Below are 13,065 nucleotides of genomic sequence, written 5' to 3' on the forward strand. Positions count from 1 at the left end.
CCCTCCCCACCCAAAACACAATTTCCCCCCCCCGCCCGGGTGGGGGCCAGGGGCGGGGGCCACCCCGCATGGCGCGGCGCCGCACCAAAACCCACCCCCCGGCCCCGCCGGGGCGCGCCCCTCGACGTCATCCGCGACCTCGCGGAAGGCCGGGAGGCCGAGGTCGACGGCAACCCGCTGCGGCTCCCCTGGGTCCGCGACGGCAAGCTCCCCGTCTGGATGGCCGCGTACGGGCCCAAGGCACTGGCCCTGGCCGGCGAGAAGGCCGACGGGTTCATCCTCCAGCTCGCCGACCCCTACCTCACCGAGTGGATGGTCCGCTCGGTCCGGGAGGCCGCCGAACGGGCCGGCCGCGACCCCGGCGCCGTCACCATCTGCGTCGCGGCGCCCGCGTACGTGGGCGAGGACCTCGCCCACGCCCGCGACCAGTGCCGCTGGTTCGGCGGCATGGTCGGCAACCACGTCGCCGACCTGGTCGGCCGCTACGGCGAGCACTCCTCGATGGTCCCGGACGAGCTCACCGAGTACATCAAGGCCCGCCAGGGCTACGACTACAGCCACCACGGCCGCGCCGGGAACCCGTCCGCCGACTTCGTACCGGACGAGATCGTGGACCGCTTCTGCCTGCTCGGCCCGGCCGGGGCCCACATCGAAAAGCTGCGCACCCTGCGCGACCTGGGCGTCGACCAGTTCGCCCTGTACGACATGCACGACGCGAAGGAGGCCACGATCGACGCCTACGGGCAGCACGTCATCCCTGCGCTCAGAGCCTGACCGAGACCCCCACCGCCCCGAAGGGACGCGCGCACATGCCGGACCACACGATCGGCGACACCCGGGACCGCGTGGAGCTCGCTCCCGGGGAGGTCCCCTCCGACGGCCGATTCGCCAACCCCGACCTCCTCCCCGTACCGGTCGAGGACAGGCGCTGGACCACGTACAACTTCGCGGCCCTGTGGGTCGGCATGGCGCACAACATCCCCTCCTGGCTGCTCGCCTCCGGGCTGGTGGCCCTGGGGATGGACTGGAAACAGGCCGTCTTCACCATCGCGCTGGCCAACCTCATCGTGCTGGTGCCGATGCTGCTCATCGGGCACGCCGGGCCCAAGTACGGGATCCCGTTCCCGGTGCTGGCCCGGGCCCCGTTCGGGGTGCGCGGAGCCAACCTGGCGGCGCTGATCCGGGCAGCCGTGGCCTGCTGCTGGTTCGGGATCCAGACCTGGATCGGCGGGTCCGGGATCTTCGTCCTGCTCGGCAAGATCTTCGGCGGCTGGGAGGACGCCGCGAAGATCGCCGGCCAGCCCTGGCCGCTGTGGCTGTGCTTCGTCCTCTTCTGGGCCCTCGAACTCGCCATCATCTACCGGGGGATGGAGGCCCTGCGGCGCTTCGAGAACTGGGCCGCGCCGTTCGTCATCGTCGGCGCGCTGGCCCTGCTGGTGTGGATCGGGTTCAAAGCGGGCGGCTTCGGCGAGCTGCTCGACCAGCCGTCCAAGCTCGGCTGGGGCGAGGACTTCTGGCCGGTCTTCTTCCCGTCGCTCATGGGCATGATCGCCTTCTGGTCCACCCTCTCGCTCAACATGCCCGACTTCACCCGCTTCGGCGCCGGCCAGCGCAGCCAGATCCTCGGACAGACGCTCGGGCTGCCGACCACGATGACCCTGTTCGCGCTGCTGTCGGTGTTCGTCACCTCCGGGTCGGAAGCGGTGTACGGCGCCCCGATCTGGGACCCGGTGGAGCTCGTCTCCAAGACCGACAGCGTCTTCGGGCTGCTCTACGCCCTGGTCACGGTGCTCGTCGCGACGATCTCGGTGAACATCGCGGCCAACGTCGTCTCCCCGGCCTACGACCTGGCCAACCTGGCCCCCCGCCGGATCGACTTCCGCCGGGGCGCACTGATCACGGGCGTCGTCGGCGTCCTGATCATGCCGTGGAAGCTGACCTCCACCCCCGAGCTGTACATCTTCACCTGGCTCGGCCTGGTCGGCGGCCTGCTCGGCACGGTCGCCGGCATCCTCATCGCGGACTACTGGGTCGTGCGGCGCACCCGGCTGTCACTGCCCGACCTGTACCGGGAGGGCGGCCCGTACTGGTACACGGGCGGCTGGAACATCAGTGCGGTGGCGGCCTTCGTGGTCGGCGGCGTCCTGGCCATCGGCGGCTCCCACTCGGCCCCCGGCCAGGGCCCCTTCCCCGAGGAGGGCCTGATCCCCTTCCTGAAGCCTCTCGCCGACTACGGCTGGGCGGTCGGCGTGGCCTCGTCCTTCCTCCTGTACACGGCCCTCATGATCCGCCGGCATCCCGCCCGCTGACCGGCGGCACCCGCAGTCCACCCGGAGGTCGGCCGCCGGACACGACGGGCGGTGGGGTTTGTCAGCCGGGCGTGGTGTGATGGGGGCATGATCGAAGAGTTCCTGGCCCAAGACCTGTCCGCGGTGGAAGAAGCGGTCCGCAAGGCCGCGGCGGTGGAGATCATGCCGAGATTCCGGCAGCTCGCCGAGCACGAGGTGGATCAGAAGAGCGGTCCGCACGATCTCGTGACCGTCGCCGACCGCAAGGCCGAAGAGCACCTCACGGCCTCCCTGACGCACCTGCTGCCCGGCTCCGCCGTCGTCGGCGAGGAGGCCGTGCACGCCGACCCGGCCGTGTACGGCGCGCTGCGCGCCGACGCGCCGGTGTGGATCGTCGACCCGGTGGACGGCACCCGCCAGTTCGTCGCCGGCGACCCCGCCTTCTGCACCCTGGTCGCCCTGGCCCACCGCGGGGAGATCCTCGCCTCCTGGACCTTCGCCCCGGCGCTGGACGAGCTGGCCACCGCCGTGCGCGGGCAGGGCGCGTACGTCAACGGCGAGCGGATCCACAGCGGTTCCCCGCAGCCCGGCGCCGAGCTGCGGGTCGCCATGGCCCACCCGCTGTACACCTCCGAAGCGGACAAGCGGACCCTGGCCCGGCTCGAGGTGCCCGGGGTCGCGGCCCGGCCCTGCGGCTCCGCCGGCCTGGAGTACCTGAAGGTGGCCCGCGGCGAGATGGACGGCCTCGCCTTCACCTGGCCCTCGGCCTGGGACCACGCGGCCGGCCTGCTGCTCGTCGCCGAGGCGGGCGGGGCACAGAGCACCGTCGCCGGAGTCCCCTTCCGCATCGACCGGGACAACGCGCTGCCCTTCGCCGTGGGCCGCGACGAGGCCACCGCCCTGCGGATCCGCGACCTGCTGCGCGGCGCCTGACGGGCACGGCCCGGGGCCCGTGTGGACGGGCCGAATATCCTGGGAGGGCAGCCGCCACCGGACGAAGGAGTCTCAAGGTGCCGTCGATTCTCGATGCGGTCGTGGTGGGGGCGGGGCCCAACGGGCTGACGGCCGCCGTGGAGCTGGCCCGGCGCGGCTTCTCGGTGGCCGTGTTCGAGGCCGCGGAGACGGTCGGCGGCGGGGCGCGCACCGAGGAGCTCACCCTCCCCGGTTTCCGGCACGACCCCTGCTCGGCCGTCCACCCGCTGGGCGCCGGCTCGCCGGTGTTCGCCACCATGCCGCTGAAGCGGTACGGGCTGGAATGGCTGCACGCCCCGCTGCCCATGGCCCACCCCTTCGACGACGGCACGGCCGCCGTGCTCTCCCGCTCCGTCTCCGAGACGGCGGCCTCCCTCGGCCCGCGCGACGCGGGCACCTACCGCCGCCTCGTCGAACCGTTCCTCGGCAAATGGGACACCCTGGCCCGGGACTTCATGTCCCTGCCGTCGACCGCCCTGCCCCGCGACCCCCTCACCCTGGCCCGCTTCGGGCTCGCCGGACTGCCGCCGTCCACCTGGCTGCTGAACCGCTTCCACGAGGAGCGGGCCCGGGCCCTGTTCGCCGGGCTCGTCGCGCACGTCATCGCCCCCCTCGGCGGGATCGGCACGAGCGCCGTCGGCCTCGTCTTCGCCCTCGCCGCGCACGCCGGCGGCTGGCCCATGCCGCGCGGCGGCTCGCAGTCGATCTCCGACGCCCTCGCCGCGTACCTGCGCGACCTCGGCGGCGCGGTCCACACCGGCTTCGAGGTCAAACGCCTCGACGACCTGCCGCCGGCCCGGGCGTACGTCTTCGACACCTCGCCGACCGCGCTGGCCCGGATCGCCCGCCTGGGACGCGCGTACGACGGCTACAAGTACGGCGCCGCCGCGTTCAAGCTCGACTACGCCCTGTCCGGACCCGTCCCCTGGACCGCCGAGGCGCCCCGCCGGGCCGGCACCGTCCAGATCGGCCCGCGCGCCCGCGACATCGACGCCGCCCTCCAGCTGGCCACGGGCGGCCGCGCCCCCCGCACCCCCTTCCTGATCACCGCCCAGCCCAGCCTGGCCGACCCCGGCCGGGCACCCGAGGGCAAGCACGTCTTCTGGGCGTACGGGCACGTCCCCGCCGGGTGGCGCGGCAACCTCACCGACGCCGTCGAGCGGCAGATCGAACGCTTCGCGCCCGGCTTCCGCGACCTGGTGCTGGCCCGCGCCACCGCCGGCCCGCCGGAACTGGCCGCCCGCAACCCCAACTACGTCGGCGGCGACATCGCCTGCGGCGCCGCCTCCGGGCTCCAGCTGCTGCTGCGCCCGAAGCCGACCCTGTCCCCGTACACGACGGCCCACCCGGCCGTCTTCCTCTGCTCCTCCGCCACCCCGCCCGGTCCCGGCGTCCACGGCATGTCCGGCCACAACGCGGCCAAGGCGGTCTGGCGCCACCTGCGAAAGGCCCGCTGATGGTGCGCATCACCCTCGTCCGTGGGGACATCACCGCCGAGCACGCGGACGCCATCGTCAACGCGGCGAACTCCTCGCTGCTCGGCGGCGGGGGAGTGGACGGCGCCATCCACCGGCGCGGCGGTCCCGAGATCCTGGAGGCCTGCCGGGCGCTGCGCGCGTCCCACTACGGCAAGGGCCTGCCGACGGGCCGGGCCGTGGCCACGACCGCGGGCCGGCTCCCGGCCCGCTGGGTGATCCACACGGTGGGCCCGGTCTGGTCGCGGGACGAGGACCGCTCCGCACTGCTGGCCTCCTGCTACCGCGAGTCCCTGCGCGTCGCGGCCGGGCTGGGCGCCCGTACGGTCGCCTTCCCGGCGGTCTCCACGGGCATCTTCGGCTGGCCGATGGACGACGGCGCCCGCATCGCGGTGGAAACGGTCCGCGCGGCCGCGGCGGCGCCGGTGGAGGAGGTCCGTTTCGTCCTCTTCGACGAGCAGGCGTACGCGGTCTTCGAGGAGGCGCTGGGGTAGCCCGGGGCCGGGGCGGGATCCGGCGGAAGTGGACGGGGGTGTCGGTGGGGGTCGATAGGCTTCTGGGATGAGCCTCGTCGACGCCCCCACCGAAACCCCCGATGCCCTGGAGGTGCTGCACCGCGTCTTCGGATACGACTCCTTCCGCGGCGAGCAGCAGCAGATCATCGAGCACGTGGCCGGCGGCGGCGATGCGCTGGTGCTGATGCCGACCGGTGGCGGCAAATCGCTCTGCTACCAGATCCCGGCGCTGGTCAGAGAAGGCACGGGCGTGGTGATCTCGCCGCTGATCGCGCTCATGCAGGACCAGGTGGACGCGCTGACCGCGCTCGGGGTGCGGGCCGGGTTCCTGAACTCGACGCAGGACCCGTACGAGCGGCAGGCCGTCGAGCAGGCCTTCCTCGCCGGTGAGCTGGACCTGCTGTACCTGGCCCCGGAGCGGCTGCGCACCGAGGGCACGCAGCGGCTGCTCGACCGGGGGAGGGTGTCGCTCTTCGCGATCGACGAGGCGCACTGCGTCGCCCAGTGGGGCCACGACTTCCGGCCCGACTACCTCGCGCTGTCCATGCTGCACGAGCGCTGGCCCACGGTGCCGCGGATCGCGCTGACCGCGACGGCCACCGAGGCGACGCACGCCGAGATCGCCGCCCGGCTGGGCCTGGCGGAGGGTGACGCCCGGCACTTCGTGGCCAGCTTCGACCGGCCCAACATCCAGTACCGGATCGCCCCGAAGAACAACCCCACGCGGCAGCTGCTGGAGCTGATCCGGACCGAGCACGACGGGGACGCGGGCGTCGTCTACTGCCTCTCGCGGGCGTCCGTGGAGAAGACCGCGGCGTTCCTGGTGGAGCACGGCATCGACGCCGTCGCGTACCACGCGGGCATGGACGCCCGCACGCGCGCCGCGAACCAGGCGCGCTTCCTGAGGGAGGACGGGATCGTGGTGGTGGCCACGATCGCGTTCGGCATGGGCATCGACAAGCCGGACGTCCGCTTCGTGGCGCACCTGGACCTGCCCAAGTCCGTCGAGGGCTACTACCAGGAGACCGGCCGCGCCGGGCGCGACGGCGAACCCGCCACGGCCTGGCTCGCGTACGGCCTCCAGGACGTGGTGCAGCAGCGCAAGATGATCGAGGGCTCCGAGGGCGACGAGGCGCACCGCCGCTCCCTGGGCGGGCACCTCGACGCGATGCTCGCGCTGTGCGAGACGGTGGACTGCCGCCGGGTGCGGCTGCTGGCGTACTTCGGTCAGGCGGCCGCCGGGCCCTGCGGGAACTGCGACACCTGTCTGACCCCGGCCGAGTCCTGGGACGGCACGGTCGCGGCGCAGAAGCTGATGTCCACGGTGTGGCGGCTGGCCAAGGAGCGCCGGCAGAAGTTCGGCGCCGGCCAGATCATCGACATCCTCCAGGGCAAGAAGACGGCCAAGGTCATCCAGTTCGACCACGACGCGCTGTCGGTCTTCGGGATCGGGACCGATCTGAGCACCCCGGAATGGCGCGGGGTCGTCCGGCAGCTGCTGGCCTCGGGGCTGCTGGCGGTCGAGGGCGACTACGGGACGCTGGTGCTCACGGACGCCAGCGGCGAGGTGCTGGGCGGGCGCCGCAGCGTCCCGATGCGCAAGGAGGCGGCGCCGGCCGCGGCGGCCCGCAAGTCCTCCGGTTCGGGCTCCGGGAAGGCCGGGCGGGTCCCGGTCGACCTGCCGGCGGCGGCCGTGCCGGTCTTCGAGGCCCTGCGCGCCTGGCGGGGCGCGACCGCGAAGGAGCAGGGCGTGCCGGCGTACGTGGTCTTCCACGACGCGACGCTGCGGGAGATCGCGACCCGGCTGCCCGGCACGGCCGGGGAACTGGGCACCATCAGTGGCGTCGGCGAGGCGAAGCTCGCCAAGTACGCCGAGGGGATCCTGGCCACCCTGGCCGGGACCGGCACTCCCGAGCCCCCGGCGGCGGCGACGGCGGCGACGGCGGCCCCGGTAGCCCCGGCAGCCCCGGCGGCCCCGGCGGCGACGGCACAGGCGGCACCGCCGGAGCCCCCGGCCCCGTACGCCGAGGAGGAGCCGCCCTTCGACTTCGAGGACGCGGACCCGCCCTGGGACGACTGGCAGTAGCCCGGCCCGGCGGTCCGGGAGGAGGGGCCGGGGGTCAGGCCGCACCCTCGAAGTCGGAGGGCGGCTCCTCGTGCGGGTCCTCCTCCCCGGTCCCGTCGGCCTGCGCGCTGCACGGGGGGCACAGCCGCGCGTACTCCGCCATCACCTCCTCGACGGTCTCCTTCTGCTTGCGCTCGCAGGCCTTCCTGCGCGTCTCCTCCTTGCACAGCAGCTCGGCGCGGGCGCCCTCCAGCACGGCGATCGCCTGCCAGCCCCTGAGCACGCACAGCAGCGCCTTGCACAGGCAGTCGACGAACGCGGAGACCGTGGCGAAGCCCCGCCAGGCCTCCGCGATGCGGCGCAGCAGCACCAGCAGGCGTGCGTAGAGGCGTACGACGTCCTTGCCCAGCGCCGTGTCGCAGACGTCCGCCAGCAGCTGGGCCGCGTCCGTCTTGATCTTCGCCGCGCGTTCGGGCAGCGCCGTCAGCTCGCCGTCCAGATCGGTGAAGCAGGCCGCGGCCTTCAGGGTGTCCGCCGTGTACCGGGCGATGCGCGCGGCGAGCGTGGCGACCGTGTCCTCCCGGCCGACCGTGTCGTCGAAGGCGCACCCGCAGTCGTCCACGCAGCAGCCCCGGCCGCCCGCGCACCTGCGGATGTCCTCGAAGACCTCGTCGACGGCCTGCTGCAGACAGTGGCGCTGCTCGTGCGTGACCCGGCAGCGGATCTGCTCGCGGACCTCGGCGAGGGTCGCCGCCGCCTCGTCCAGGTCGGTCCCCGCGGCCAGCCGGGCCTTGGTGTACTCGGTCCGGGCGCTGTTGAACTTCTCCTGGAAATCCCGCAGTTGCGGCAGGTGTTCCTGGGTGACCTCGGCCCGGCGCTGGATGCCCGCGGCGATGCAGGCGAGCGCGTCGATCGCTCCGGGGTCGCAGCCGCCCGTGCCGGTGCCGGCCGGGGAGTGGTGCGCGGTGCTGCTCATGGTGGGCTCCTGGGTGAGGGGGCAGGCGCACCCGAGTGTGGGCCGGGCGGTGTCACCGGCCCGTCGCCCGGCCATCGCGGCCCGGTACCGCGGCCCGGCCATCGCGGCCCGGGCACCACGGCCCGGGCACCGCCGTCGGGCGCACGCCGTCCGCTCGCGCAACGCCTCCGTGACGGGAGGAGCCGCAGCATCGGCCCATGGCTGGATACCGGGCACTCGCCGCCGTGGGGCGCAGCGTCGTCGCGCTGCTCAACCGGCGCTTCGCCGAGGAGATCCCCCCACCGGGGCGCCGCCCGGAGGCCGTCCTGGCCGGGCCCGTCGACTTCGACAAGGTCGAAACGCCCGGCTCCCTGATCCGCAACCCCGCCGTGTCCGTCTACTGCTACCGGCTGAGCATCGACCGCGAGACCCGGCCCGCGCTGGCCGCGATGGCCGCTCAGGACGGGCTGCCCCGGCTGCCGCTGCGGATGCACCTGATGATCGCCGCCTGGGACCAGTCCGTGGAGGCGGAACTCGAATGGCTGGGGCTCGTCGCCCGGATCCTGGAGGGCGAAGGCCTGCTCACCGGGCCCCTGCTCGATCCGAGCGGGGGCTGGCTCGCCGGGGACTGCGTGCAGGTCGTCCCCGACGAACTCGCCATGGACTCCATGAGCGAAGCCTTCCAGGCGATGACCACCGACTACCGGCTCTGCCTGCCGTACCTCGCCCGCGTCATCCGGATCGACGGGGCGGCCGGGCCCGCCCCGGGCGAGGTCACCGTCGTCGCCGCGGGCTCCTCGCCGGAGCCGGCCCGATGACGCCCGCGGACGCCCTGCCCGGGCCGGCCGGCGCCCGTCCCGACCGGCGGATCACGGTGGAGGCCGGCGCCGTCGACGTACTGCACCGGCTCGCGCTGGCCGTCCGGCCGCTCGACGCCAGGAACCGCGCCGCCGCCGGGCCGGGCCTGCGCGTCGGCTGGGAGAGCGCCCCCGTACCGGGCCGCCGCCGGCAGGCGCCCGACCCGGCCAGGCCGCTCGAAGGGCACGGCGCCACCGGCTTCGTGCTGCGCCACACCGCCGCGGGGGCTCTGCCCGCCGCCGTCACCGTACGCGTCGACGACCCCGCCCGGCGCTGGATACCGCGTCGGTTCACCGTGCCGCTGTGGACCCCCGCCGAACTCTCCGGGGCCGACGAACGGCCCCCCACCGCACCCCACATCCCCGCCGAATCCCGCCTGTTGATCCCCTGGCTGCTGCCCGGCCCCGGCTACCCCGTCCCCGAGGGCACGACCGGGCTGCGGCTGCGCGTGACCCGCCCGGACGCCGCCGCCACCCCCGTGCGCTGGCCGCGCGTCGACGCCTTCGGACCCGGCGGGGTCCCCCTCGGCTGGGCCCACGGCGACGAGCACGGGCAGGTGCTGCTGCTGATCGACGGGGTCGGCGTGCTCCCGTACCCGGCGCCGTCCCGGTTCCCCGTCGCGCTGCGCACCCACGCCCCCGACCCGCCGCCGCCCGCTCCCGCCGGTCCGTCCTCCGCCCCGTCCGCCGATCCGCTGGCCGGCCTCGTCGCCGAACCGCTCGCCCGCAGCGCCAGCCCGCCCCGCCCGCAGGACCTCGACAACGAGGTGCTGCGCGGCACCGCCCGCCCCGCCGGGTACCGCACCGCCGCCGCGGACACCGTCCGCACCCTCACCGTCGGCCGGGTGGTCCACGCCGCCGACCTGCCCCACACCCCGCCCGACCCGTGACGGAGGAGACCCGTACATGCCCGAGTACCTGACCCCCGGCGTCTACGTCGAGGAGACCAGCTTCCGCTCACGGTCCATCGAGTCCGTGCCGACCAGCACGTTCGGGATGGCGGGGCGCACCGCGTACGGACCCGTGCCGTACACCCTGCCCGGCGGTCCCACCGTGCTGCCCGGCCCCGTGCTCGTCACCAGCTTCACCGAGTACGAACGGGCCTTCGGCGGACTGCGGATCGGCGACGAAGACTGCCTGCTCGCCCTCGCCGCACGGGCCTTCTTCGCCAACGGCGGCCGCCGGCTCTACGTGTCCCGGGTCTTCCCCTTCGTCCGCACCGGCGCAGCCGAGGACGCGCCCACCGCCGTCGACGCCAACTTCGCCTCCCTGCCCGTCCCCGCCCAGGGCACCCCGCTGCTGTACTGGCGGGCCCGCTGGCCGGGTTCGGCGGGCGCCGGGATCTCCGTCGCGGTGACCTTCCGCCGCGGCAAGAACATCCTGATCGCCGGGAGCGACGGCACGCTCCGGCTCACCGGCGTGCAGGAGGGCGCCGCCGTGGAGGTCGTCCCGCTGGCCGGCGGCAACGTACCCTCCCTGCCCGACGGCACCCCGCCGGTGCCCGACCGGGTCAAGACGGTCGTCCGCCGCGCCGACGGAGTCCTCGGGTACCTCAAGGGGCAGGACTTCGATCCCGTCGCGGCCGGATTCGCCGCCTTCCACCTGACCCTCGCCGTCACCGTGCGCCTGGGCGACCGCATCGACGTCTACAACGAGCTGGAGCTCGACGACCGGCACCCCCGCTCGGTGGGCAACGTGCTCCAGGCCGCCGATCCGGCCGACGAGTTCTCCCTCGTCTGGCTGGACACGGTCAAGCCCGCCGCGGGAGCGCCCCCGCCGGCCCCCGGCGTCCGGCTCGCCGCGCTGCTCACCCTCGCACAGCCCGGAGCCCACCTGACCCGCGGCGGCGACGGACTGGACCTGACGGCGCAGGACCTGGCCGGCAAGGAGGCCAACCCGGACAGCCTCGCCGACCCCGCCCGCGGGCTCGGCGCGCTCGCCGAGATCGACGACATCGCCATCGTCGCCGCCCCCGACACCGTGACGCTGACCGGCGACGCGCAGAAGACCGCGGTGGACCTCCTCATCGGACACTGCGAACGGCTGCGCTACCGGATGGCGATCGTCGACCCGCCGCGCGACAGCTCGATCTCCGAAGTGCGCCGCTTCCGCGCCCAGTTCGACACCAGCTACGCCGCCCTCTACTACCCGTGGGTGCGGATCACCGACCCGAGCCGGCGCCCCGACCCGGGAGCACCGTCGCCGGTCCTCGACGTACCGCCCTGCGGATACGTCGCCGGCGTCTACGCCCGCAGCGACGTCGAGCGCGGGGTCCACAAGGCTCCCGCCAACGAAGTCCTCCTCGGCATCACCGACTTCACCTCCAACGTGACCTACGACCGGCAGTCCGTCCTGAACCCCGAGGGCGTCAACGCCCTGCGCTTCTTCGAGGGGCGGGCCCGGCGCGTGTGGGGCGCCCGGACGATGAGCTCGGACCCGGAGTGGAAGTACGTCAACGTGCGCCGGCTGTTCATCCAGCTGGAGCATTCCCTCGACAAGTCCACCCAGTGGGCGGTGTTCGAGCCGAACAACGAGCGGCTGTGGGCCTCCGTCCGGCAGACCGTCGAGGACTACCTGATCTCCGTCTGGCGGACCGGGGCCCTGCTCGGCACCAAGCCCGAGGAGGCCTTCTTCGTCCGCTGCGACCGCACCACCATGACCCAGAACGACCTCGACAACGGACGGCTGATCTGCCTGATCGGCGTGGCGCCCACCTACCCCGCCGAGTTCGTCGTGTTCCGCATCGGACAGTTCACGGCCGACGCGCAGCGCAGCTGACGCCCGCGCCGACACAGGGAGAGAACCCATGGCCACGCGCAACAACCCGTACGGAGCCTTCAACTTCCTCGTCAAGCTCGGCGACACCGGCGGCGAGGACCAGATCGCAGGTGGCTTCTCCGACTTCAGCGGAGCGGGGAACGAGGTGAAGTTCTCCGAATACCGCAACGGCAACGACCCCGAGAACCACGTCCGCAAGATCGCCAACACCAATACGACGAACGACGTCACCCTCAAACGCGGCATCATCGGCGACCTGCGGCTCTTCAACTGGATCAAAGCCACCCGCGAGGGCGCCTACGACGCCCGCACCGTCACCGTCACCCTCCACGACGAGGGACGCCGGCCCGTCTGCGCCTGGGTGCTGCGCGCCGCCCAGCCCAAGAAGTGGGTCGGCCCCACCCTCACGGGCAAGGGCGGCGGAGAGGTCGCGATGGAGGAACTCCACCTCGTCGCCGAACGCATCGACTTCCAGTCCCTGTGACCCCCGCCGGACTGCGTCTCGGGGCGCCCGGAGTCCTGCGGGACGCCCGGCGGCCGCCGCCCTCCGCGCGGCCGGAACGCCTGGACATCGCCGGATTCGTCGGCGTGGCACCCCGCGGGCCCGTCGACGAACCCGTCGCCCTCGACCGCTGGAGCGACTACCGGAGCCACTTCGGCGGCTTCGAGGGGCCCGGCCTGCTCCCGTACGCGGTACGGGCCTTCTTCGCCCAGGGCGGGGTCCGGGCGCACGTGCTGCGGGTGGCGCCGCTGCCCCGCGCCCCGCACCCCGACGCCGAGCAGGCCCGCGCCCTGCACCGGATCACGCTGGCCCGCGCGGACGCACCCGGCGCCGACCCCGGCCGCGGAGCGCCCTGCACGATCGGGCTGCTCGCCCGCGACGAGGGGAGCTGGGGCGGACGGCTCACGGTGCGCTGGGAGTTCACCGCAAGCGGGCAGTTCGCGGCCGCCGCGACCGGCCGGGACCTGGCCCTGCCCGAGGGGCGCACCCCGCCGGCCGGCTCCGTGCTGCGGGTCCGGGGCCCGGGGCTGCCCGCCGCCGGGAGCTTCTTCCGGGTCCTCGAACTGGCCGAGCGGCAGGACGCGGCCCTGTCTCTGATACACATCTCCCAGCCCACGATACCCCATTCGATCGGGGGGTGCGGGGGCGCGGGGGTAGA

Annotated in this window: 11 protein-coding genes and 1 pseudogene; 11 read left to right on the plus strand and 1 reads right to left on the minus strand. The window is 74.0% G+C overall.

What is annotated here, in order from left to right; all coding sequences use genetic code 11:
* From ACFXA3_RS18030 to recQ, 6 genes are all read left to right on the plus strand, one after another.
* Nucleotides 1–774 (plus strand): TIGR03842 family LLM class F420-dependent oxidoreductase (locus tag ACFXA3_RS18030; RefSeq protein WP_385187840.1); only part of this gene is annotated, 774 nt, incomplete at its 5' end.
* Nucleotides 775–809: 35 nt separating this feature from the next.
* Nucleotides 810–2,309, plus strand: coding sequence for an NCS1 family nucleobase:cation symporter-1 (locus tag ACFXA3_RS18035; RefSeq protein WP_385187842.1), 1,500 nt, complete (start codon nucleotides 810–812; stop codon nucleotides 2,307–2,309).
* A gap of 87 nt (nucleotides 2,310–2,396) precedes the next feature.
* Nucleotides 2,397–3,221: an inositol monophosphatase family protein gene (locus tag ACFXA3_RS18040; RefSeq protein WP_385187844.1), complete on the plus strand. Its 825-nt coding sequence runs from the start codon at nucleotides 2,397–2,399 to the stop codon at nucleotides 3,219–3,221.
* Between the two features lie 77 nt (nucleotides 3,222–3,298).
* The gene (locus ACFXA3_RS18045; RefSeq protein WP_385187846.1) at nucleotides 3,299–4,717 is read left to right on the plus strand and encodes a phytoene desaturase family protein; all 1,419 of its coding nucleotides are present in this window, start codon (nucleotides 3,299–3,301) and stop codon (nucleotides 4,715–4,717) included.
* Entirely contained in the window at nucleotides 4,717–5,229 is a 513-nt protein-coding gene (locus tag ACFXA3_RS18050; RefSeq protein WP_385187848.1) for an O-acetyl-ADP-ribose deacetylase, read from the plus strand. Before ACFXA3_RS18045 ends, ACFXA3_RS18050 begins: the two co-directional genes overlap by 1 nt.
* A 67-nt stretch (nucleotides 5,230–5,296) precedes the next feature.
* Entirely contained in the window at nucleotides 5,297–7,336 is a 2,040-nt protein-coding gene (gene recQ, locus ACFXA3_RS18055) for a DNA helicase RecQ (protein ID WP_385187850.1), read from the plus strand.
* 34 nt (nucleotides 7,337–7,370) lie between these two features.
* Here the strand turns inward: recQ and ACFXA3_RS18060 are convergent, their stop codons facing one another.
* Nucleotides 7,371–8,291 carry a hypothetical protein gene (locus tag ACFXA3_RS18060; protein WP_385187851.1) on the minus strand — a complete coding sequence of 307 codons (921 nt, stop codon included), beginning with the start codon at nucleotides 8,289–8,291 and terminating at the stop codon, nucleotides 7,371–7,373.
* Between the two features lie 197 nt (nucleotides 8,292–8,488).
* Between ACFXA3_RS18060 and ACFXA3_RS18065 the strand changes: the two genes are divergently transcribed.
* From ACFXA3_RS18065 to ACFXA3_RS18085, 5 genes and pseudogenes are all read left to right on the plus strand, one after another.
* The gene (locus ACFXA3_RS18065; protein ID WP_385187853.1) at nucleotides 8,489–9,088 is read left to right on the plus strand and encodes a DUF4255 domain-containing protein; all 600 of its coding nucleotides are present in this window, start codon (nucleotides 8,489–8,491) and stop codon (nucleotides 9,086–9,088) included.
* Nucleotides 9,085–10,017 (plus strand): hypothetical protein, encoded by a 933-nt coding sequence (locus tag ACFXA3_RS18070; RefSeq protein ID WP_385187855.1) that lies wholly within the window; start codon nucleotides 9,085–9,087, stop codon nucleotides 10,015–10,017. Before ACFXA3_RS18065 ends, ACFXA3_RS18070 begins: the two co-directional genes overlap by 4 nt.
* A gap of 16 nt (nucleotides 10,018–10,033) precedes the next feature.
* Nucleotides 10,034–11,905, plus strand: coding sequence for a phage tail sheath family protein (locus ACFXA3_RS18075; RefSeq protein ID WP_385187857.1), 1,872 nt, complete (start codon nucleotides 10,034–10,036; stop codon nucleotides 11,903–11,905).
* Nucleotides 11,906–11,933: 28 nt separating this feature from the next.
* Nucleotides 11,934–12,389 carry a phage tail protein gene (locus tag ACFXA3_RS18080; RefSeq protein WP_385187859.1) on the plus strand — a complete coding sequence of 152 codons (456 nt, stop codon included), beginning with the start codon at nucleotides 11,934–11,936 and terminating at the stop codon, nucleotides 12,387–12,389.
* A pseudogene (locus ACFXA3_RS18085) lies at nucleotides 12,386–13,065 on the plus strand (hypothetical protein); the annotation flags it as partial. The gene ACFXA3_RS18080 and the pseudogene ACFXA3_RS18085, both read left to right, overlap by 4 nt.

Origin of the sequence: Streptomyces sp. NPDC059456, assembly GCF_042750055.1 — a bacterium.
Lineage (GTDB): Bacteria > Actinomycetota > Actinomycetes > Streptomycetales > Streptomycetaceae > Streptomyces.

Coding starts and splice junctions, on each gene's coding strand:
- ACFXA3_RS18035 (WP_385187842.1), top strand. CDS start 810: ATGCCGGACCACACGATCGGCGACACCCGGGACCGCGTGGAGCTCGCT.
- ACFXA3_RS18040 (WP_385187844.1), top strand. CDS start 2,397: ATGATCGAAGAGTTCCTGGCCCAAGACCTGTCCGCGGTGGAAGAAGCG.
- ACFXA3_RS18050 (WP_385187848.1), top strand. CDS start 4,717: ATGGTGCGCATCACCCTCGTCCGTGGGGACATCACCGCCGAGCACGCG.
- recQ (WP_385187850.1), top strand. CDS start 5,297: ATGAGCCTCGTCGACGCCCCCACCGAAACCCCCGATGCCCTGGAGGTG.
- ACFXA3_RS18060 (WP_385187851.1), bottom strand. CDS start 8,291: ATGAGCAGCACCGCGCACCACTCCCCGGCCGGCACCGGCACGGGCGGC.
- ACFXA3_RS18065 (WP_385187853.1), top strand. CDS start 8,489: ATGGCTGGATACCGGGCACTCGCCGCCGTGGGGCGCAGCGTCGTCGCG.
- ACFXA3_RS18070 (WP_385187855.1), top strand. CDS start 9,085: ATGACGCCCGCGGACGCCCTGCCCGGGCCGGCCGGCGCCCGTCCCGAC.
- ACFXA3_RS18075 (WP_385187857.1), top strand. CDS start 10,034: ATGCCCGAGTACCTGACCCCCGGCGTCTACGTCGAGGAGACCAGCTTC.
- ACFXA3_RS18080 (WP_385187859.1), top strand. CDS start 11,934: ATGGCCACGCGCAACAACCCGTACGGAGCCTTCAACTTCCTCGTCAAG.